Here is a 22,773-nt window from a genome sequence, read left to right on the forward strand (position 1 = left end):
CTTTAGAGGGGTTTGGGGAGAACTATATTTCTTCAGCGATTTCAAGGGCTTTGGTTAAAGCGCCAAGTTTGTTATAAACTTCCTGTAATTCGTTTTCGGGTTTAGATTCTGAAACTATTCCGGCTCCGGCCTGGTAATGTAATTCGTGGTTCTTACTTACAAAAGACCTGATTATGATGGCATGGTTAAAATTCCCTTCAAAATCCATAAAACCAATAGCACCGCCATATGCACTACGGTTTACATTTTCCAGTTTCTCAATAAGTTTTAGAGCCATAGGTTTTGGTGCCCCACTCAGAGTTCCAGCCGGGAAGGTATCGGCTACTATCTGAGGAGTTGGAACTTCAGGATCTTTTTTCCCCGTCACTTTGCTTACAAGGTGGATCACATGTGAAAAGAATTGAATTTCCCGGTAAGTTTCAACCTTTACATCACTTCCATTTCGGCTCAGATCATTTCTTGCTAAATCTACCAGCATCACATGTTCGGAATTCTCTTTTTGGTCGGCAGCAAGTTCTTTTGCTATTTCGGCATCCTTTTCATCATTCCCGGTTCGCTTAAAAGTTCCGGCGATAGGATGAATTTCAGCCCTTCCTTTATTAACCACTAGCTGTGCTTCGGGAGAACTTCCAAAGATCTTGAAGTTCCCATAGTCAAAATAGAACAGGTAAGGGGAGGGGTTCACATTTCGTAAAGCCCTGTATACATTAAATTCGTCTCCCTTGAACTTCTGGGAAAATCTCCTGGAAAGCACTAATTGAAAAACATCTCCCCGGTGACAATGTTCCTTGGCGGTCTCTACAACAGCTTTATATTCGTCATCGGTGAGATTGGATTCCGGTGTTTGTGATCTGCTGAAATTATAGGACGCAAAATTCTTAACCTTTAGTAATTGCTCGATTTCTTCTATTTTATTTTCAGAATCATAACTGTGATCAAAAATATAGGCCTCGTTCTTAAAGTGATTGATGGCGATGATGTTCTGGTAAACAGCGTAATAAATATCTGGGATTTGGAGGTCGTTCTCTTTGCGCTTCACTTCCACATTCTCAAAATACCTTACAGAGTCATAAGCGATATACCCGAAAAGCCCATTATTGATAAACTTGAATTCTGAAGAATCTGCCTTGAACCGCTGAGAGAATTTCTGAATCGCTTCAGGAACCGAAACTGAATCGTCCAGTTGTTTGGTTTGATTACTTCCATCCGGAAAAGTTTCAGTTATCCTGTCATTTTCCAGTTTAAATGAAGCTATAGGATTACAGCATATATAAGAGAAACTATTATCGCTAGCGTGATAGTCGCTACTTTCCAGTAGTAGGCTGTTAGGATATTTGTCCCTCAATTTGAGATAAATACTCACCGGAGTAATCGTATCGGCCAGGATTTTCTTGTATTTGGTATTTAATTCGAACATTGATTGTTGATTTTAAGCAATAAAAAAAGGCTTGTCGTGAGACAAGCCTTATATTTTATATAAATGAATGGCGTTTTAGCTCACGAATTTCGACGTAAGTTATTCCACCACCAGTTATGTCCTTTCATTATAAACATTGCTTCAAATATAGAAACGAAATAATTCTAATCAAACATTTTTCAAATAAAAATCCCGGAAATAAAATTCCGGGAGATTTATTTTTAGAATTTCAGGTTTACGTCCAGCTCAAAATTATCATATATGGTCTTGTCTCCTAAATTATCGAAGAAACTACCAGAACCATATCTCACGTTATATTTTGAACGATCGATAGTTAATTCGGTTGAAGCTGAATCTTCATTCATTTTTAGATCGAAAGTGATAGGGTGAGTCTCGTTCTTTATGGTAAGGTTTCCCACGATTCCATAAACTCCGTTCCCTTTGGAAGCTGCACTAGTGATCACAAGTTTTGAGGTTGGGTGATTTTTCACCCCAAAGAAGTCATCAGACTTTAGGTGACCTTCAAGTTTACCTTTGTTTTCTCCGGAAAGATCGGTTACGGTAATAGTGCTCATATCCATTACAAATTCGCCACCAACGATCTTTTCGTCTTCCATCATTAAATATCCACTTTCAAGTTCGATAGTTCCATGATGTGAACCTGTTACTTTTTCGCCTCTCCAGGTTACCTCACTTGATTCGACATCTACTTCTTTCTTTGTGTTCGTAAACGCTAATGTTGTTAGAACAATTACTGTGGCTATTCCACCTTTTAAAAATCTGTTTTTCATAGTTTTCAATTTTTAGTATTTATAAAATTGTATATAATTCTGATTTACTTTTTCTTACCTTTTCAAGGTATTGAACATTATCCTCTTCACTTCGATAACCTACAGTTGCAATTACCGAGGAAGTAAGATTTTTGTTTTTTAAATCTAAGATTTCATCAAATTTATTATTATCGAAACCTTCCATAGGACATGTGTCTATTCTGAATTCTGCAGCGGCAGAAAGAAGATTTCCCAGGGCAAGGTAGGTTTGCTTGGCACCCCAAATCCTTTGTTCCTCTTCAGAGAAGGATAGAATAGTATTTTTAAGCATATCCTCCATGCCCTCCAGATTTTCTCTTGTTGTTTTCCTGGTTTCAGCTATATTATTTAGATAGTCATCTATATGAGACTCTTCAATTTTTCTGAAATTTGCGAATACAAAAACGAGAGATGAATCGGTTAGCTGCGGCTGATTCCAGGCAGCTTCTTTGAGCTTTTTCTTAGTTTCTGAATCTTTGATCACAAAGATCTCATAGGGTTGCAACCCGTAGGAAGAAGCTGAAAGCCTTACGCTTTCCAGCAACTTCTCCAGGTCCTCTTCACTAAGTTCTCTTTCTTTATCGAATTTTTTAGTGGCATAGCGCCAGTAAAGATTTTCGATATAATTTTCGGTCTTAACTTCTAAGTTCATTCAAATTTGTGTTTAGTGATAAAATTTCCTTTTCATTTATTTTCTTAGCAATATCATTTTCTACTTCATCGATAACCGGATCTATCTTGTGAAGTAATTCCAGACCGCCCTCGGTTATCCTTATCTCAACTTTACGGCGGTTGGAAGGACAAACAATCCTTTCACAATAATTCTTGTCTACGAGTTTGTCAACCAGCCTTGTTGTATTACTCATTTTGCTAACCATTCTTTCCTGAATGGTGGAGAGGTTTGCGGGTTTTCCTTTTTGTCCCCGCAGAATCCTCAGAACATTGAATTGCTGATTGCTTACTCCGAAAGGTTTTAATGCTTCGGCAATTTTCTCGGTAATATAATTGGCCGTGACTATGATGTTCAAAACCAGTTTCCTGGATTCGGGCATCTTATCTTTCGTCTTGAGCAGCTCTTCAATTTTCATTTGTATCTACAACATTTGTACATACAAATATAAAAGCTTTTTTAATACCGAATTTTAATTTTCTGTTAAAATTTGATGACTGGACTTTGTGTCTTCCTCAGAAAAAAAATTAGGCTATCTTTACATAACCAATAAAATTTAATGTTACTACTATGAAAGAATTAACTCAGGAAGAATGGCAGGAAAAGCTAAAAAATGATAAGGATGCCGTGATTCTGGATGTGCGAACGGAAGAGGAGGTCGACGAAGGTTATATCCCAAATGCCAAAAACATTGATATTTATAAGGGACAGGGATTTATTAATGAAGTGGAAAAACTTGATAAATCTAAACATTATTATATCTATTGTAGATCTGGCAAGAGAAGCTCACAGGCATGCACTTTGTTAGATCAAATGGGATTTAGTGAAACCTATAATTTATTAGGCGGCTTCTCAGAATGGGAAGGAGATAAAACGACAGATTAATTGGAGCTTTTAAAAGACAAGTAATTGTACTCTAAAAACTTAAGCCCACATTTATCAGTGTGGGTTTTATATTACCTTGCTTAAGTTTTAAGTTAAAAAAATTTGCATTCTGACTAACAAATCTTAGTTTTAAGCGATCTATTAACCTTTTTTTAACCTAAAACTTAAATAAATGAAGTTAAAAACACTCAAAATCTTAGGTGCTGCTATTTTTGCTGCAGCATTTTTATTTTCCTGTAATCAGGATTCAACAACACCTTTGGAAGAAGGAGAATCTCAAATGGTAGCTCCGTCTGACTCTCAGGTTATTCCGGGGCAGTATATAGTCGTATTTAATAAGACTGACGAGGGAAAAGCTTCCGAGAATTATCAGAAATCTCAGGATAGAGTAAAAGCCAAAGCTCTAAAATTAATGACAGATGCAGGCGTTAAAGGTGAAATTTTAAACGTTTACAGTAAAACCATTAATGGTGCTACTTTAAAATTAAGCCATGATGACGCAGAAAATCTTCGTAAGAGTGATGGTGTAGCCTATTTGGAAGAAGACCGTATTGTAGTACTTGCGCCTCCTTGTGGAACCCCAACTAATCCATGTACTGGTGGTGGCGGCGGTGGTTCCGAAGGTCAGGAAACGCCTTACGGAATTACGAGAGTTAACGGTGGTGTAACTTATTCTGGTTCAAATGTAGCCTGGGTAATCGATACCGGTATCGATTTGGATCATGAAGACCTTAATGTAGATGCATCCCGTGGGTTTAATGCATTTACAACTGGTAAAGATGGGAAATCCCTTGATGATGGTCATGGTCATGGAACTCATGTTTCTGGAACCATTGCTGCAATAGATAATGGCGTAGGAGTTATTGGTGTTGCTGCTGGAGCTACTGTAATTCCTGTGAAAGTATTAGACAGCAGAGGAAGCGGTTCTTATTCTGGAGTTATAGCTGGTGTTGACCATGTTGGAGCAAATGGTTCTAATGGAGATGTAGCCAATATGTCTCTTGGCGGACCGGTTTCTCAGGCCCTGGATGATGCGGTAGTGGCCGCCTCTCAAAATGGAATCAAATTTGCCCTGGCTGCAGGGAATGAAAGCGATGATGCAAATAATCATTCTCCGGCGCGAGCCAATGGATCTAACATTGTAACTATTTCTGCAATGGATGATACCGATACATGGGCTTCTTTTTCTAATTATGGCAATCCACCGGTAGATTATGCTGCCCCTGGTGTGGCTATAAAGTCTTCATGGAAAAATGGAGGTTATAACACTATTAGTGGAACATCCATGGCATCACCACATGCTGCGGGAATTCTTTTACTTGGAAATGCAGGAACCGATGGAACCGTAAATGGAGATCCAGATGGTGATGCTGATCCTATTATTGTACACTAAAATTTAAATATAATAGATCTTGAAAAGCACCAATTTCTGGTGCTTTTTTATTTTGATATACTCAAATTAAAATTTTTACGTTAAAAACATATGCCGAACTATTTGATTGGTTTTTTAAATTGATATATTTAACCCCAATTGTCCGCGATTTACATTATGATTATGAATAAAGCACTTTATCTACTTGTACTTGGGTTCTTTTGCTTTTCCTTTGCCAATGCTCAGGAATTTAGTTTCGGAATTAAAGGAGGAGTGAATTATGTTATGGGAGGTCAGATCACCGGGAATAGTTCTAACGGACTCTATTATGATGGTACCGTTGAAGCTGATTCCAAATTCGGGTTTCACGGTGGCGCTTTTTTTGAAGTAAGATTTGGGAAGTTTCTTCTCAGGCCTGAATTTATTTATAGCTCTATGGAAACCGAGTTTCAGTTCCCTACAGCACCTTCTATATATGCAGTTGACAAAATAAGTGTTCCTCTTTTATTTGGATACAATGTTTGGGGTCCTATAGATATCTATGCAGGGCCGGCGTATCAGAATGTTCTGGACTCTTCATTAGAAGGAACCGAGCCTCCAAACCAGGTAATTGTTGCTCAAAATACCCCTTTAGCCGCTCAGGCAGGGATAAAAGCGAGTTTTGGCAGGTTTGAAATAGATCTGCGTTACGACCGGACACTTGCTTCGGAAGAACCTATGGAGATAGATATAGTCAATAGCGATTATGGAATTAATCGTGCTACTTTTGATGATACCAGATTAAATCAATTTTTAATCAGTTTGAGTTTTAAAATATTTGATAGTTCTGCTAATCCAGGCAGAAGAAAAGGAGGCTGTTACTTTTAAAAGCCTTTCGAAATTCAATAAATAACAAAAGGGATGAATAAAATCATCCCTTTTTTGTTGGTTAGTTAAAGAATAAGTTGAAAATATGCCTATGCTTTAAGCTTACTCTATAACCAAAACTTTGAATTTTAAAGTTATAGCTATTTTTTCAATATTCCTATTTATGGTTAAGCCTCGGAGATCACCCAAAAATACTACCGGCTTCAAACTTTCACGCATTGAGTTTCCTTATGACTTTCCTGTATTCTATGGACTTTATATCTTCTAAAATAAGATAGAGACAGGGAACAATCACCAGAATAATGGATGTGGCGAATACTATTCCGAATCCTAAAGAAATTGCCATTGGGATTAAGTAATAGGCCTGGCTCGAATTTTCCAGAATGATTGGAGTTAACCCTCCAAAGGTAGTTAAAGTGGTAAGAAGGATAGGCCGGAAACGCCTTAAGCCGGCTTCATGAATAGCATCATAGACCGATGTGCTCTTACTTAATTTATTTGCGTAATCTATCATGATGAGTGAATCATTTACAACTACTCCAGATAGAGCTATAACACCCATTAAGCTTACCAGTGAAAGATCGTAGCCCAGTAAAATATGCCCTATCACAGCGCCCACAATTCCGAAAGGAATTGCAATCATAACTATTAAAGGTTGGGTATAACTGTTAAAGGCAATGGCAAGAAGAGCATAGATTAAAAGCATAGCCATCGAAAATCCACTCCATAGTACCGCAGTAGACTCTCGCATATCGGCCTGGCTTCCTTCAAAGGTCCAAGTAATACCGGGGAAATCGGCCCTTAGCTGTGGCAGAACCTCAGTTTGTATAGATTCGAGCACCCGGGTAACAGCATTGGCCGGTTCAACATCCATTCCCACATTTACCACTCTGCGTCCGTCTCTTCGGTTAATACTGGTAAAAGCTTCTCTCTGTTCAACTTTTACAACATCCATTAAGGGTACCTCCACTCCGTTTTGATTTCGAATAAGGAAGTTTTCCAGGTTTTGGATATCTCTTCTTTCCTCTAGCGGTAATTTTACTCTAACTTCTATTTCTTCAGTTCCACGTAACTGTCTAAGAGCCAGTGCGCCGAAAAAAGCATCCCTTACCTGCTGGCCTACCTGGGAAGAGGTAAAACCTAGATTACGGCCTTCGGGAAGCAGCTTGAAGTCAAATTGTAATTTTCCTTTATTGTAATTATCACTTATATCCCTTGTGTTTTCAAACTTTTCCATTCTTTTCAGGAAGGCGTTACTGGCTTTTTCAAGCACATCAATATCCGAATGGCTTAAATCTACGCTTATATCCTGCTGATATCCTCCAGGGCCCCTCTCTGCTTCAAAAGTTATCTGATCAACCCCTTCAATTTCGCCAATGTTATCCCGCCAAAGGGCAATAAGTTCCCTGGCAGACATATCTCTTTCATCCGGTGGGAGCATTACTATTTCAACATCAATAAAATTCTGACCTCTAACGTTTGTTTTAATGCCTTCAGCTACTTCATATAGTTTATGCTTTTCAAACATTTCCCGGGTAGACTGGGTAATATCCTCTGCTACTTTTGCGGCTTGTAGCGGGGTAGTGCCCACAGGTAATCTTACTCCTGCTTCAATTTCATCGGCAGCAACTTCGGGCATCATAATCATTCCCATATGATCACTATAGCCGTAGCCTCCAACAATCAAAAGTAATGCTACGGCTGCACTCAGGGTTATATACCGGTATTTTAGGCACTTATCAAGTAACGGTCGATATTGATTTTGAATTATACTATTAAATTTAGTAGCAAATTTTTCCTGCCATCTTTCCAGTTTTGCCACCCATCCTGTACTTTTCTTTTCTTTTAAATGAGCCAGATGTGAAGGCAGAATAAATAATGCTTCAAGAAGTGATACTGCTAAAATTAAAATCACTACCACCGGCAGTGGCCACCAGAACTTTCCTGTTTCACCTGGCATGAATAGCAATGGTACGAAGGCAATTATCGTGGTGACAATACTAAAAATCACAGGCTTTGAAACATCTCTTGTGCCTTGAATGGCCGCTTGAAGATAGCTCATTCCTTTCTGGCGGTATTCGTAAATATTTTCCCCTACCACAATAGCATCGTCTACCACAATTCCCAGTACCACCAGGAATCCGAACATTGAGATCATATTTATGCTTACACCAATCACGGGTAGTAAAATCATACCTCCAATAAAGGAAATGGCCATACCCATCATTACCCAGAATGCAAGACGATATTCAAGAAAAAGCGTTAGTATTATTAGAACGATTACAATTGCCAAAATTCCATTTTCGGTTAAAAGAGATAAGCGTTCTTTGTAATCTTCAGCACTGTTACTGTCTATTCGATATTTAGCTCCGGGCGGAAGTTGAAAATCGTCAAGTATTTGCTGAACAGTCTCAGCGATCTCCAGGGGTGACTGATCGCCCACCCTGAAAATATTCAGTTCTACAGAAGGGGTTTGGTTGAATTGACCATGGAATCCTGTTTCTTCGAACCCATCGGTGATCTTTGCAATATCGGCCAGAGTTACTTTCGCTCCCGAAGGGGAAGAGACCACAGTAATTTTACCGAATTCTTCAGCCCATTGCTTTCGTTCCTGCATCCTGAGCAGAATCTCGCCAGATTCAGTCTCTACTGCACCTGCGGGGACATCTTCACTCGACTGTGCAATAATATTGGCTACCTGTCCCAAAGTCAGATTATACTGTCTCAAATTATGTCTGGATATTTCTACATGGGTGACATAATCTGGTACATTTCCTATTTCAACCTGGGTAATTTCAGGATTGCTTAAAAGACGATTCCTTAATCTTTCCGCAAGTTTTCGCAAGGTCCAGATATCAGCACTTCCATAGAGGCCAATTTCCATCACTTCCTGTTGTCTGGATTGAAGACTAACCTGCGGTTGTTCAATATCATCCGGGAAGGTGCGTATTCGGCTTACGGCCTGATCTATCTCCTGAAAGGCTTTCATCCTGTTAGTGCCGGCTACCAGTTCAATTACTACCTCTCCAGATCCTTCACGAGCTGTTGATACAATTTCCTTGATTCCCTGGACTCCGCGAACAGCTTCTTCAACTGGAAGTAAAATACCCTGCTCAACTTCAGCCGGGGCAGCACCGGGATATACCACATTCACGTTTACATAATCCAGTTGAAATTGCGGAAAAACCTCTTTTTGTATCTTGAACATTGTCCAAATCCCTCCTCCAATAAGGATTATCATCAGAAGGTTAGCGGCAATGGAATTCCTGGCCATATAGGCAATGGCACCTTCTTTTCTCGGTTCTTTGTTCTCGGATCTTTCCATGCTCTATTCTTCACCAGCTTTAGTTGCACTACCCGGATTGGAATTGGAATCACTGGACTGGGTTCTCAGCTTGATTCCTTCGGTCACGGTGCTCAAATTGGTGGTGACAATCTTTTCACCGTCTTCCAGTCCTTTTCCTATATAGGCATAATCTGAATCTGTCAGGATTATTTCAACTTTCCTTATGGAAAGCTCATCCTGGTCCATGACCCAAACCGTTTGATTGTTTCTTATATGGTTTCTGTTTATCCTAATCACATCTTTAATTTCTTTAGCTTCTATATTGGCTTCCACAAAAGTTCCGATCATTAGTGTAGGCAGATCTTCTTTGGTATCCTGAACAAGCGGATCTGGAACTTTAATAAGAATTCGAGCCAGTCTTGTTTGTTCATCAAGAGCCCCCACCTGTTTATCGAGATATCCAAGCCTGTAACTATCCTCTGGCCATGCGGTTTGATTTCTGATTTTAACCATAGAACCGGTCTCATTTTCAGAATCAGGGAAATTGAGCCATTTGAGTTGCGATACAGGAACTGTGAGTGTCACCCAGTAATATTCAGTGCCCACCAGACGTCCAAGGTTATCACCAGGAGCGACCTGGGATCCAACAGTTACATTTTGATCAAGAATATGAGCATCAAATGGCGCTCTCAAAGTAGTTCGGTAAAGGTTGGTTTCCGCCTGTTGTACTGCTGCTCTGGCAGCCTTGATGTCTGCTTTTACAGCATTCAACTGTGGTTCCCTGAGAACCAGAGACCGTTGTTTTGGGGACAATGAATCTCTTCCCACCAGTTCCAAATCTTTTTCCGCAACCTCCTGTCTACCCATCTCCATTTCAAGATCGGTTTCTGCCTGGAGTAATTCACTTTTTCTAAGTTCCAGTGCATTTCGATAATCTGAAGGATCTATCTGGAGTAGTATTTCTCCTTTTTTAACAAATCCTCCGGGAACAAAAGCCGGATCACGCCTTACTACCTGGCCGTTTACCAGCGGGCTAATAATTACATCTTCAACTGGCTGAACGGTACCCGTGGCCTGAATTACAGGAATGAAATCTCCTTTTTCAACATTCACTACTTCCACCAACATGGCCATTTGCTTGGTGGCTCCTTCCTGTTGGGCTTTAGGTTCGGTCATAAAGATGAGAAGGGTAACTGCTATAGCTGCAAGCAGGATTATTCCGCAGATCATCAATATTTTTCGGGTTTTCATACTTAAGTATCGTTAATTTACCTGAGAACTTTCGGTTGGTTCATATCCAAAATCACCCGCCAAAGCCCTGTAAAGCGAGATTCGTATTTCCAGTAAGTTTTGTCTGGCTTCGATCATATCTCTCTGAAGTTGTTGCTGTTCATCAAGTTGTAAAAGCACATCAAGGTAATCGCTTAGGCCATTCAGGAATTCGATCCTTAACTGATCACTGGTCTTTTTTGCGAGATCCAGCCTGGCTTGCAGAACTTTGATTCTTTCTTTTTGTTTGTGTTCTCTTATTAGAGCATCTTCAACTTCTCTGAAAGATATCAGAACAGTCTGCCCATAATCGTATAATACCTGGTTCTTTATAGCCTGGGTGCGGTCAACCTCAGCCCGTAATCTTCCACCGTAAATTAGAGGTGCTACTATATTTCCCGCCAGGGTATATGCCCAATCCTGAAATAGTGAATTATAATTATTGGAGCGCATTTGCCCTTCTAAATTTAATGAAATCCGCGGATATTTATTTCGTATCGCCTGGGCCATATCCCTATCTGCTGCCAGAACAAGATTATAAGCCTGCCTTACATCTGGCCTTCGCCGAACAAGTTCCAGGGGAAGGCCTGTTTGCGGTAATTCGGGTAACTGTGGCAGACTGTCTGCCGGGATACTAATATCATTCTGCGGTGGTCTGCCCATAAGCACAGATAATTGATTGCTTAGTAACTGAATATTGGTTTCGTACACTATCTGTTGATCTTTGGTACTTTCCAGTAGTTGTTCCTGTCGCAGAATATCTACTGCTCTTATTTGTCCACCAGTGAACCGCGCCCTTATAAGCCTTACGATATCCTCGTTAGTTTCTATTTGTTTATTGATCAAAGCCAGTTGTTTCCTGGCTGAAAGGAGCTGAAACCAGGTGATGGCTGTTTCAGCCGAAAGTGTCATGGCCGCAGCCTGATAATCAAAATATGATGCTTGTGCCCTGAATCTTTCAGCTTCAATTCCCGAACGGATGCGTCCCCAGAGGTCTATCTCATAGGAAGCAGATAGCCCAATCTGCAAATTTTCACCTCCTGCAAAGTCCGGCTCAGGCCGGCTTATTGCGGTTCTCGCTGAAGCTTCAATATCTGGCCATAAAAAAGATTTTTCTCTCTGCACTGTGGCCAAAGCTGCTCGAAACTGCTGCCAGTCGCCGGCAAGCTGCAGATTGGTTTCGAGGGTTCGATTTATTATGCTATCTAAAGTTGGATTCTTAAAAGTAGTCCACCATTTTTCAGGGATAGAATCGGTTCCGGTAATTGAAAATTCCTGTGGATCCTGTATGGGAGCCTTAACATCTTGTAGCTTGGGTGCACAACTTGTCTGCAAAAAGAAAATAGAACAGAAAAATAGCAACCACTTATAATATGAATAAGGAGGGGAATGAAGTTCGTCAATATTTTCAATGAAAATTTTTGTCAGAATAACCCTAGTTTTAATTACACAGAAAGCACTGGTATATGACTGCGTCTTTCGCTTTGAGAACCAGTATTTTAAAGTTACATTTTTTTGAGAATATGGAAGATACCAATTATTAAAGGGATTAATAGTTGGATTTACAAGAGTTTATGATTAGTTCAAGTCCCTAAAAATTTAAAATAGAAAACCCGCTCAGAAAGCGGGTTTTTATTTGCCAAAAGAATAATTTATTATGGTTTGACTTCCGAAAGTTTTATCTCTTCACCATTTTTATCAAGCAATATAACTTCATCGAAGTCCATTTCCTTGAATTGCTGGAACTGGGTAGCAGCATCTCCAACGACAAGGTAGGCCATTTTAGACTCATCAAGAAGCTTATTAGCAAGCTCTTTATGCTGTTCAAGAGTCATGGACCTGATGATATCTTCTTCTTTTTCGATATATTTTGAATCAAGGTTATAAGCACTCATCTCCTGTAACATTCCAAGTAATGATCCCTGGGTTTCAAACCTTCTTGCATTCGATTTGATAAGTGCGTTCTTAGTAAATTCAAGATCTTCTTCGGAAATTCCGTCTTTATATTTTGCGATCTCATCCTTGAAGATACCTACAGATTCTCCGGTTGTGTTTGTTCTAACGCTAGACGAAGCAGTAAAAGTCCCAGGGATTTTGGATCCGCTGAAGCCGGATCTTGCTCCATAGGTATAGCCTTTTTCTTCACGAAGAATGAGGTTTACATTCCCCGAGAATGATCCTCCTAATTTATAGTTCATCACTTCGGCAGGGAAGAAATCTTCACTGGTACGTGGTAACGCGATGTATCCAATATTGATAACCGATTGTTTTGCATTAGGCACATCCACAAAATATAAGGAAGCCTTTTCGCGATCATTGCTGATCTCAAATTCTGGAATCTGAACATCTTTAGCATCCCATTTGGTTTCGAATTCTGAAATGGCATCCAGGGCTTCAGATTTTGAAATATCTCCCACTACATGAAAACGGCTTACGCTTGGTGAAAAATAATTGTTATAATAACTCTTAAGATCTTCTATTGTAATAGATTTTACAGACTCTTCAGTGCCTAGAGTTGGATATGCAAAAGGATGGTTCTCTCCATATAATATCTTATCATAGACCTTATTTGCTATCCTGTTTGGATCGGCCTCATATCTTTTAATAGTATTTATGGTACTGGTTTTGATCCTCTCAAATTCTTTTTCATCCCAGCGTGGCTCAAGAATGATCTCCTGAACCAGATCCATGGTCTTGTCAAAATTACGTTTCAGGGTATTTCCACGTATTACGATGGCTTCATCTGAAGTATACATATAGATATTGGCCCCAAGCAGGTCAATTTCCTCTTCCAGTTCTGAAGGAGTTTTATTGGCAGTTCCTTCCATCATGATATCAGACATTAAATTGGCTACTCCATTTTTATCAAGATCATCCAATAAATGACCTCCTTCTATAACAAGGCTGAAATTAACAAGAGGTAATTCGTTTTGTTCTATTCCGTATACCTCCATCTCGTTATCCAGGTTAACAGACCATGATTCAGGGATATTAAGCTGTGGTGATTCTCCCATTTCAGGTTGTACTGACCTGTCAAAGCTTGAAGGAGTCTTCTTTATCTCCTGGTCTGCTTCCACAATCTCAGTTTCAACATTTTCTGTGATCTCCTCTTCAACCACTTCAGCTTTTTCTGAATTTTCAGCAATTAGCTCCATTTGGCCTTTAGGAACAAAACTGGTAAGAACAAATGGCTTGTCTTTTATGTATTTCTCATAAACGCGCATTACATCTTCCTTGGTAACCGCTTTGATATTCTCAATGTCCTGAGAGATGAAACCGGGATCCCCGGCGAATACGTCGTACTGTGCTAATTGGAAAGATTTACCCAGTACACTGCTAATTCCGTTGTAGAAATCGGTTTCCTGTCCGGCTTTTATACGCTCGATATCTCTTTCAGTAACACCTTCTTTTTCAAAAAGGGTGAAAGCTTCTTCTATCCCTGCTTCTATGCTGTCAAGGTCAACACCTGCATTGGCGGTTACCAGGATCCTGAACTTACCGGCGATCTGATCAGCACTATTGAAAGCATAAGGCTGCGAGGTAAGTTTCTTTTCTTCAACAAGCACTTTGTAAAGAGGAGCTTTTTTTCCATCGGAAAGGATATCTCCTAAAAAGTCAAGGGCATACGCGTCTTCAGTATACTGCTCAACAGTGGGCCATACCATGTTGAGTTGAGGTGCAGTGGCAAAATTATCCTCATGATAAAGTCGCTTGGTCTCTTCAAGAGAAACGGTTTGAACTTCTAAAGGCTCAACTTCCTGACGTTTTTTGATCTCACCAAAATACTTCTGGATCATTTCCCTTGTTTTCTCTTCATCAAAATCTCCGGCAATTACAAGTGTTGCATTATTGGGGCCATAGAATTTATCATAGAACTCTTTCACATCTTCCACCGTAGCATTCTGAAGGTCTTCTAGTTCTCCTATTACCTGCCAGCTATAAGGATGGCCATCTGGATAAAGGTTTTTGTCGATCACCCAGTTGGTATGTCCGTATGGGTTATTGTCCACTCGCTGTCTTTTTTCATTCTGAACAACTTCCTGCTGATTTGCAAAAGCAGATTCTGTAACGGTATTGATTAAATAACCCATTCTGTCGGACTCCAACCACATTACCATTTCCAGCGCATTTTTGGGAACCACTTCATAATAGATGGTTCCATCCTGCCAGGTACCACCATTCAAAGTACCTCCGGCATCCTGAATTTTTTTAAAGAACTGATCCTGCGGGACATTCTCAGATTCCTGGAATAGCATATGCTCAAATAGGTGGGCAAACCCCGTGCGGCCCTTTTTCTCACGGTTAGACCCAACACCGTACTGTATTGCTACAGAAACTATGGGATCAGATTTATCCTGATGGAGGACTACATTTAAGCCGTTATCCAATTCATACTTTTCGTAATCGATTGATAGGGCGGTATCATCAGATTCCTGCTTGTTGTCTTTTTTGTCATCACAGGAAACAAATGAAATGAGTAATAGCGATAGCACAAATGCCATCGGTTTAAAACTGATGTTTGTCATTAGATAAAAAGTTTTAGTTGTATAAAGATTTTAAATATAGGGAATTGATATTTATCAATTTGACTACAATTTGATAAATATGTTACGTTATAATTAAAGAAAATAAAGATTTTATTTAATTATCAGAATTTAGTAATTCCTGTAAATTCTGCTGTTTTACCGGTTCCAGTACTTTAATGGCAAAGGGAGTGTGAAAAGTATGGGATCTTAAAAAATCTACCTGGATATTGAACCATTCCCGGTCTGTGATCTCCGGTTTTAGAAATTTCAGTTCTTTATAAAGCTTCCCGCTAAAAAAATTATAACGCGAAGTACCGAGGTAGAAAAGATCAGCATCAGCAACTATTTTTTCGTTTGTGTTCTTTGGTTTTTGCGGAATTTTTGTAGCCTTTATCATCCCACATATTTTTTCGATCTGGATTTCCGAAAAACTGTATTGTGGTAGTTCCTTTAATGCCAGTTCACAACTTTTTTCTTCATGTCCTTCAGCCTGAAATAAAAAACCGGTATCATGGAACAGGGATGCTATTTCTATAAGACCGATGTCTTCAGAAGAAAGTCCTTCCTTTTCTGCGATAAACCTGGCCTGATTAACTACAGTCTTTGTGTGTGCCGCATCATGATAGAACAGATAGGAGGGAAGGTCATTTTCCAGACGCTTATAAATATCTTTAAAAACCGGTTTATGCATAAGTCTTTTTATTTCTTCTTACGATTCCCCCTTTTACTTCTTTAATGCTATTCACAAAAATAAATGCATCCGGATCTATTGCTGAAACCGCAACCTTTATTCTATGTATTTCCAGTCTTGTGACAACCGTCATAATAATATCACACTCAGCCTTTATATCATAGGAGCCAGGGAGAAAGCCCCGTTCTCCTTTGTAAATGGTTACGGCCTTGTCAAAATTATTGACGATCTCAAATTTGATCTTTTCAGATTCTTTAGAAATAATATTTAAAGCAGTGTATTCTTCGAACCCGTCCACTACATAATCAGCTGTCTTCATAGCTGTGAAGTATACCAGAATGGAGTACATTCCGGTTTCGATCCCGAACCTTAATCCGGCGCCAATGATCATTAGAGTATTAAGGGCAAGAATGATCTCTCCGGAAGTAAATGCCGATTTTCGTTCAGTGTACTGGGCAATAACTTCAAAACCATCAATAACGCCACCCCCTCTAATCACGCATCCTATGCCAAGGCCTATAAAAAAGCCTCCAAAAATGGCAATCAGGACTTTGTCATTTGTAAAAACAGGGATATTGATAAAGTACATTCCGGCCGAAAGTAACAGCATGGCGATTAGAGCCTGGAAGCCGAAGGTTCTACTGATCTTATGATAGCCTATTATTAGAAAAGGGATATTAAAAATAAGCAACCATATGCTGATGTGAAATTTTGCATAACTGCTCATGAGTATTGAGAGTCCCGTAACCCCACCATCCAGGAAATTATTTGGAACCATAAAGCCCTGCAAACCTATTACGGCAAGGGAAACACCTATAAAGGTGAATGCAAGTGATCGAAGAGAAAAAACAGTTCTCCATTCAATTTTAGTTGCAATCGCCATAGAGAATGATTTATAAGATTAGAACCCAAGAAATGCATATAACAATATACTTTAAAAATTTGATTTTCACGGTTTTAGGTTTGTTTCCTGAGAGGCTTATACAGAATTCCGTTGAGAAATATTAAATTAAACAAAAAGGCCCCATAATCTCAGGGGCCTCAAATTATCTTTCTTTAACCAACAACCTTAATTCAGATAAATATCTCCACTAACGGTGGTAAGATTTAAAGTATTTTCGGCATTGGCAGGTTGTAAAGTTACCTCGTGTCCAATAAAATTATTTTTCCTTTCTAGCTTAAGCTTTTCGCTGGTATGAATTTCGCCGGTAAGCGTCTTAGCATTTAAGGAAGCATTTTTACAGGCTACATTTATCTTTCCTGCAACGCTATTCAATTGCAAGTTGCCTTTATGTTCCTTGATCACTATATCTCCACTTACAACTTCAACTTCAATATCCCCCTGCAGAAAGTCAGAAAAAACTTTAGCGGTGATACTGTTTAATTTCAATTTCACATTTTTAGGGATGTACAGCACATAATTGAATTCGTGATCTAACATGCCATGAATTTTTTTCGCGGAACCTTTCTTTTCTTCATGGTAAGCCTCAAACATGTCCTTTGAATTAGATTCTATATTAATGGAAGAATCATCACTGTTAATCTGAAGGGCAAACATTTCGGTGTATTTTTCTTCTTCGGTTTCTATTTTCGCTTCAACCCTGATCGTTGATTTATCCCAGGTCTTTATCTGAATGTCTGAGGCGAAGGGAAATTCTACCTTTACTGACTGGTTTTCATACTTTACCTCTTTGGTTATTTCTTTTTGAGCATAGATGCTAAAACTCATTAGTAAGAATAGGAAGCTGAATAGATTTTTCATGATTTTCGTTTTTTGATTGATGAATTATTTCTGAAGCATAAGGCTTTCAGTAAAATTTTTAGTTTATACAATAGACGCTGAAGAAATAGCTTTGTTGCAAAAATCTTTGACATAGACCAAAGATATTTCCGGGTATATCATTTCACTTCTGTAATCGAAGGTTTAAATAATTGTTTATTTTAAGCTCCATAAAACAGATTGTTATGAAAACAAAACTTAGCCTCTTTTTCCTATTTTTTATTACATCCTTCATGTTTAGTCAGGATGTTGAATATGCACTTAAAGGGGACATTCCGTATTACTCTGAAAATACAGACGATTATCAGAAGCAGATGAGTCTAGTGGATATTTATTATCCAAAGACTGAAGAAAAAGTTCCTGTGATCATCTGGTTTCATGGTGGTGGCCTCACTTCCGGATCTAAACAGATTCCCGAAGCTCTTAAAAATAAAGGCTTATGCATTGTTGGAGTGGGCTACAGGCTGTCTCCCAGGGTGAAGGCTGAAACCAGTGTTAGAGATGCCGCAGCTTCGGTTGCCTGGGTGGTTAGGAATATTGAAAAATATAATGGCGATCCCGAAAAGATCTTTATTTCTGGGCATTCGGCCGGAGGCTATCTGGCTTTAATGACGGTGATGAATAAATCTCTACTGGCGGAGCATGACCTGGACCCTGAGATTTTTGCCGGGCTTATCCCGTTTAGTGGCCACACCATTACACATCTTACCATTAGAAAAGAGAATGGAATTCCGGAAAAACAACCCATAATAGATGAATGGGCGCCATTGTATTATGTGCGGAAGGATACGCCGCCAATTTTACTAATTACAGGTGACCGTGAAAAGGAAATGCTGGGCCGTTATGAAGAGAACGCGTATTTCTACCGGATGATGAAAGTTGTAGGGCAGGATGATATTGAACTATACGAAATGGATGGTTATGGGCATTTGATGAGTTATCCGGGCTTTCCACTTTTAGTGGATTTTGTTAAGGAGAGGACAAAAAAATAAGAATTTTGTACTGGACTTATTTTTTATCTTTCCTATAAATAGAAAGCTTTTTCAAAGAGTTTCTCTGTGTCATTTTCAGCAGGAGTTTCACTCCCGTTTAGTGGGATTTTTACCAGCTCTTTTTTTGTGTTCAGGTATCTGCTCACGATCCTGTCGGCATAACTGGAATTTTTCTGCGGAATGAGGAAATTCCTGAATTCTTCAGAATGTTTGAATTCATATGAATGGTCAATAAAACCATAACCCGCATATCGGCCCCGGTTGAGATAGATAAAGGATTTCTCCTTTGAAGTTCTTCCTTTTTCGACTAACAGACAGGAATCATCGAATTGGCCAATGTAATCTATGGCCTTAGCGACACGGTCATTATATTCTTCAGTATCGATCTCATTCCGGCAGGCACCACTGCAGGAAGTGATCTTGTAATGATCACAATATTTAACACCGCTTTGCAGTCCGCAGTATTTTGGACATAGTTCAAATTCTTCGCAGAGGAATTCCATGAATTTTATGGCTTCGTCCCGGGTATAGAACTTCATCCAACTCACCGGTGCGATCCTATTCTTATGCAGAACGAATTGCTCTATCCCTTTCTGATTGTGATAGGAGGTAAGGGTATATGGCCTTCCTGGTTTTTTCTGAGCTTTATTGAATTTCGGATAGTATTTCAGGATCAGTTCAGATTCCCTCAACAAAGCAAGTAGTTCATTTCCGGTAAGTTCGTAATCGATGCTGTAAGTGGCCTGCATAAGTTTATATTTCCGGTTGGTGCGTTCCTGAAAATGTGATTTTATCCTGTTTTTTATGTTCTTAGCCTTTCCAATATAAAGAGGTATTCCATCTTTATCCTTAAAGAAATAAACACCTGTAGAGGTTGGCAGTTTTTCAAAATCTGATCTTTTGAAATTAGGCGGAAGATAAGAAGCCGCAGTTCTCTGATTGAGAAGCTTTGTAATCTCTTCATATTCAGGGTCCAGGGAAAGGCAGCGCTGGAATAAGGTCACCGTTGCTTCACAATCTCCACCGGCGCGATGCCGATCCGGATGGGGAATATTGATTGAGGTGCATATGTTTCCCAGGCTATACGAAAACAAGCCGGGAATGAGCTTTTTTGTAAGTCGCACTGTACACAGGCGTTTCCTTTTGAACTCCTTTCCAATGCTTGAAAATTCAGAACGAATAATGTTATAATCGAAATTCACATTATGAGCCACGAACACGCAATCCTTTGTGATTTTATCCACATCTTCAGCGATCTCATAGAATTGAGGAGCATTACCAACCATTTCATCATTGATGCCGGTAAGACTTTCAATATATAACGGGATTGACTGACTGGGATTCACCAGCGAGGAATACTCATCAATCACCTCTCCATTTTGCACCACCATGATGCAGATCTCGGTGATCTTATTTTCCTTGATTCCACTGCCCGTAGTTTCGATATCGGTTATTGCGAACTTGACATCTTTCATGGCGGCAAATTAAAAGTTTTTCGGAAGTTTTAAAAGGAAATTATCCAAATTAATGGATTTTATCCAATTATTTGTTTTATTGAAGCTTCTCTAAAGTCGGATTATTGAAAGGCACCTTACAATGGTTTCTCAAAGAAGCCTGTTCATCTATATATTTTCCTTCTTCAGGCTGAAATTTTTGGCTTTCATTTAAAAATCGGTTTTGTATGATTTCTGATATGGTAAATTTGTTTCAGCAGTTTTCCTTCTAAAATCCATACAATGAAAGCATATTTAAATTATAGTATATTCCTTTTATTGTGCATGATGTCTCATCTTGTTCAATCTCAGGCTGCTGATTCCAGAGAGCAGATCGTAAATGAAATTCAGTGGCAACTGGATTCTTTACAGCAAACCAGAAAATTTCCGGGAGCGACTTTCGCCGTTATTTTTCCGAATGAAGAAATTATCAAATTGTCAACAGGAATTGCTGATAGTCTTCATCACCAGAAGATGAGGCCAGAGCATCGAATGCTCTCGGGAAGCAACGGAAAGACTCTTTTTATTGCGGCTATTCTGGCGCTTCATGAAGAAGGTTTGTTTGATCTGGATGACAGGATTGCGAAATATATTTCAGATGAAGAATGGTTTGAGGAATTGCCGAATTCTTCGAGTATTACCATGCGTATGCTGATGAATCATACCTCTGGCCTGGAAGAGTATTATACTTTGGGAGATTTTATGGAAATCCTTAAAAATGATCCTGACAGGGCGTGGGAACCATTGGAGAACATTTCTTATGTGTTGGGCAAGGATCCTTTATTTTCTGCCGGGGAAGATTGGGGTTATGCGGATACTAATTATCTTCTTCTGGGTTATATAGTCGAGAAAATAAGCGGAAAGGATCTTTATCAGGTGGTTAAGGATAAGGTTATAAGGCCCTATGAACTTAATAAAACTGCGCCTTCAATAAGGCGATATTTTGATGCTTTAGCTGTGGGGTATTCGGGTTCCTTTAGTCCGTTTCCTTTTGAAGGGGCTATTGCGAAGGATGGAAAACTGGTTTTTAATCCGCAGTTTGAATGGACAGGGGGAGGTTTTGTTTCCAATGTTAAGGATTTGGCAACCTGGGCAAAAGGTTTCTATTATTTTTATGGGGTATCTCCTAAAACTCGCAAGGAAATAAGAGAAGGTGTTCCCGCTAAAACCGGAACGGGTCATTTGTACGGACTTGGGGTTCAGATTCGGCCTTCAGAATATGGATACAGCTATGGGCATAGTGGTTGGTTTCCGGGCTATCTTACTGATGCGATCTATATCCCTGAATTAGATCTTGCCCTTAGCATACAATTCAATACAGATGACTTTAAGATACTTAAGGAAAGTCCGTATAGCTATTTGATGAGGTTTGCTGAGGTTATTGCAGAAAGGTATGAGGGATTTTAACTAAGTAGTTTTCAAATAGTAAATTTCCAGATATAATGATTTAAGAGAAAAAAATCCTGTTCAAACATTGAACAGGATTTTCTATTACTTCAAAAGATGATTTATTACTAGATAATATTATTATCTATCAACACCTGGAAGGAATCTTCCATAGTTTCACTCATTGGCCTGAAATTCATATTCAGGTCATTTTTGATCTTTGAATTATCAGCTCGCCACTCCACATTCACATTATTTCGAATGAATTTTCTGGAAAGGTTTTTATTCAGGAATGGGCCGATCAAAAGCAACAGCCATTTAGGTAGGGCTTTGGTTGGAACGGGATAGGAATCGCCATATTTAGGTTCCAGGGCTTCTCCTAGTTCCACAAAATTGGTGTTGTGAGCTGAGGTGATATACCGTCCCTTGGCTGAAGGAGTGAAGCCTGCTTTGTAATGGGCTTCCGCCACATCTCGTACATCCACCAGGCCTATTCCAATTTTAGGAGCTCCCTGCTTAAAGGTTCCGTCTCCCAGCTGTTTCAATAAATTGAAGCTTTCTGAAGTTGTGGCCTGCGGATTCAGGGGAGGACCCATTACCAGTGATGGGTTTATCGTTACCAGGTCCCAATCATTCTGTTCTTTATTGATCTCCCATGCTTTTTTCTCGGCGAGGGTCTTAGAGTAGGAGTAAGGCTGGTAATCCAGCGAAGCAGTTGTGTTCCAGATTTCTTCAGTTAGAATTCCATTTGGTGTATCAAGAACATCCTTAGCATCAGTGTAGATGGCAGCACAGCTACTCGTCAAAACAACTCTTTTTACGCCCGGTGTTTCATTCGCCTGAGTCAAAACATTGGCCGTTCCTTTTACCGCGGGTTCTATCAGTTCCTTTTGAGGATCATCAAATTCTGAAGTAAATGGCGAAGCGGTATGAAATACCAGTTCACAGCCCTGCATGGCTTCTGCATAGGAACCTTCATCCAGAAGATCTGATTTAAAATATTTGATGCTTCCGGGAGAATTTTTAACAATCCCATTCAGGTGATGAACTTTATGTTCTTTCTCAGGATCCCTTACGGCTGCATGAACAGTAAGTCCGTCTTCCAACAATCTTTTTACCAGCCATCCGGCCACATATCCCGTTGCTCCTGTTACAAGTACTGGTTTTTTGTTATCAATAGTTTTCATTTCAATTCTATAATTAAATCAAAATACGTTATTCTCATTCTGAACCTTTTAAGGTAAGCTATTAATTTAAATATGGTTTAATGAGGGAATATTTGAAATCTAATCTTAAATTGAAATTTTAGAGTTAAGCTTAAATAATCCTG

At 39.3% G+C, this 22,773-nt stretch carries 18 protein-coding genes; 5 read left to right on the top strand and 13 right to left on the bottom strand.

Annotated features, from left to right (window positions below):
• Positions 1-22 precede the first annotated feature (22 nt).
• The 4 genes from NE848_RS01135 to NE848_RS01150 all read right to left on the bottom strand — a co-directional run bounded on the left by NE848_RS01135 (position 23) and on the right by NE848_RS01150 (position 3,314).
• Positions 23-1,417 (bottom strand): anthranilate synthase component I family protein, encoded by a 1,395-nt coding sequence (locus NE848_RS01135; RefSeq protein WP_252110378.1) that lies wholly within the window; start codon positions 1,415-1,417, stop codon positions 23-25.
• Between the two features lie 221 nt (positions 1,418-1,638).
• Positions 1,639-2,208, bottom strand: a complete 570-nt coding sequence (locus NE848_RS01140; protein ID WP_252110379.1) for a YceI family protein — start codon at positions 2,206-2,208, stop codon at positions 1,639-1,641.
• A 19-nt stretch (positions 2,209-2,227) separates the two neighbouring features.
• Positions 2,228-2,878, bottom strand: coding sequence for an NAD(P)H-dependent oxidoreductase (locus tag NE848_RS01145; RefSeq protein WP_252110380.1), 651 nt, complete (start codon positions 2,876-2,878; stop codon positions 2,228-2,230).
• A complete protein-coding gene (locus NE848_RS01150) occupies positions 2,862-3,314 on the bottom strand; it encodes a MarR family winged helix-turn-helix transcriptional regulator (protein ID WP_252110381.1) in 453 nt (150 codons plus the stop codon). Before NE848_RS01150 ends, NE848_RS01145 begins: the two co-directional genes overlap by 17 nt.
• Positions 3,315-3,466: 152 nt before the next feature.
• Here NE848_RS01150 and NE848_RS01155 point away from each other — a divergent pair, with 152 nt between their 5' ends.
• The 3 genes from NE848_RS01155 (at position 3,467) to NE848_RS01165 (ending at position 6,020) form a co-directional block, all read left to right on the top strand.
• Positions 3,467-3,781 (top strand): rhodanese-like domain-containing protein, encoded by a 315-nt coding sequence (locus tag NE848_RS01155; RefSeq protein ID WP_252110382.1) that lies wholly within the window; start codon positions 3,467-3,469, stop codon positions 3,779-3,781.
• A gap of 172 nt (positions 3,782-3,953) precedes the next feature.
• A complete protein-coding gene (locus tag NE848_RS01160) occupies positions 3,954-5,174 on the top strand; it encodes a S8 family peptidase (RefSeq protein ID WP_252110383.1) in 1,221 nt (406 codons plus the stop codon).
• A 162-nt stretch (positions 5,175-5,336) separates the two neighbouring features.
• Entirely contained in the window at positions 5,337-6,020 is a 684-nt protein-coding gene (locus NE848_RS01165) for an outer membrane beta-barrel protein (RefSeq protein WP_252110384.1), read from the top strand.
• Between the two features lie 211 nt (positions 6,021-6,231).
• Here NE848_RS01165 and NE848_RS01170 read toward each other — a convergent pair whose 3' ends face one another.
• From NE848_RS01170 to NE848_RS01200, 7 genes are all read right to left on the bottom strand, one after another.
• Positions 6,232-9,345 (bottom strand): efflux RND transporter permease subunit, encoded by a 3,114-nt coding sequence (locus tag NE848_RS01170; RefSeq protein WP_252110385.1) that lies wholly within the window; start codon positions 9,343-9,345, stop codon positions 6,232-6,234.
• Between the two features lie 3 nt (positions 9,346-9,348).
• On the bottom strand, positions 9,349-10,557 hold the full coding sequence (locus NE848_RS01175; protein WP_252110386.1) for an efflux RND transporter periplasmic adaptor subunit: 1,209 nt from the start codon (positions 10,555-10,557) through the stop codon (positions 9,349-9,351).
• A 12-nt stretch (positions 10,558-10,569) separates the two neighbouring features.
• Positions 10,570-11,910: a TolC family protein gene (locus tag NE848_RS01180; protein ID WP_252110387.1), complete on the bottom strand. Its 1,341-nt coding sequence runs from the start codon at positions 11,908-11,910 to the stop codon at positions 10,570-10,572.
• A gap of 320 nt (positions 11,911-12,230) precedes the next feature.
• The gene (locus tag NE848_RS01185) at positions 12,231-15,101 is read right to left on the bottom strand and encodes a M16 family metallopeptidase (RefSeq protein ID WP_252110388.1); all 2,871 of its coding nucleotides are present in this window, start codon (positions 15,099-15,101) and stop codon (positions 12,231-12,233) included.
• A 115-nt stretch (positions 15,102-15,216) separates the two neighbouring features.
• Positions 15,217-15,792 (bottom strand): HD domain-containing protein, encoded by a 576-nt coding sequence (locus NE848_RS01190; protein ID WP_252110389.1) that lies wholly within the window; start codon positions 15,790-15,792, stop codon positions 15,217-15,219.
• Positions 15,785-16,675: a YitT family protein gene (locus NE848_RS01195; RefSeq protein WP_252110390.1), complete on the bottom strand. Its 891-nt coding sequence runs from the start codon at positions 16,673-16,675 to the stop codon at positions 15,785-15,787. The genes NE848_RS01190 and NE848_RS01195 overlap by 8 nt, the downstream gene beginning before the upstream one ends.
• 186 nt (positions 16,676-16,861) lie before the next feature.
• A complete protein-coding gene (locus NE848_RS01200) occupies positions 16,862-17,554 on the bottom strand; it encodes a DUF4097 family beta strand repeat-containing protein (RefSeq protein ID WP_252110391.1) in 693 nt (230 codons plus the stop codon).
• Between the two features lie 203 nt (positions 17,555-17,757).
• Here NE848_RS01200 and NE848_RS01205 point away from each other — a divergent pair, with 203 nt between their 5' ends.
• Positions 17,758-18,564 carry an alpha/beta hydrolase gene (locus NE848_RS01205; RefSeq protein ID WP_252110392.1) on the top strand — a complete coding sequence of 269 codons (807 nt, stop codon included), beginning with the start codon at positions 17,758-17,760 and terminating at the stop codon, positions 18,562-18,564.
• Positions 18,565-18,596: 32 nt separating this feature from the next.
• Here the strand turns inward: NE848_RS01205 and NE848_RS01210 are convergent, their stop codons facing one another.
• On the bottom strand, positions 18,597-20,039 hold the full coding sequence (locus NE848_RS01210; RefSeq protein ID WP_252110393.1) for an exonuclease domain-containing protein: 1,443 nt from the start codon (positions 20,037-20,039) through the stop codon (positions 18,597-18,599).
• A 261-nt stretch (positions 20,040-20,300) separates the two neighbouring features.
• Here NE848_RS01210 and NE848_RS01215 point away from each other — a divergent pair, with 261 nt between their 5' ends.
• Positions 20,301-21,464, top strand: a complete 1,164-nt coding sequence (locus tag NE848_RS01215; protein ID WP_252110394.1) for a serine hydrolase domain-containing protein — start codon at positions 20,301-20,303, stop codon at positions 21,462-21,464.
• Positions 21,465-21,571: 107 nt separating this feature from the next.
• Here NE848_RS01215 and NE848_RS01220 read toward each other — a convergent pair whose 3' ends face one another.
• Positions 21,572-22,630, bottom strand: a complete 1,059-nt coding sequence (locus NE848_RS01220) for an NAD-dependent epimerase/dehydratase family protein (protein WP_252110395.1) — start codon at positions 22,628-22,630, stop codon at positions 21,572-21,574.
• Positions 22,631-22,773: the final 143 nt, after the last annotated feature.

Origin of the sequence: Gramella jeungdoensis, from assembly GCF_023805255.1 — a bacterium.
Lineage (GTDB): Bacteria > Bacteroidota > Bacteroidia > Flavobacteriales > Flavobacteriaceae > Christiangramia > Christiangramia jeungdoensis.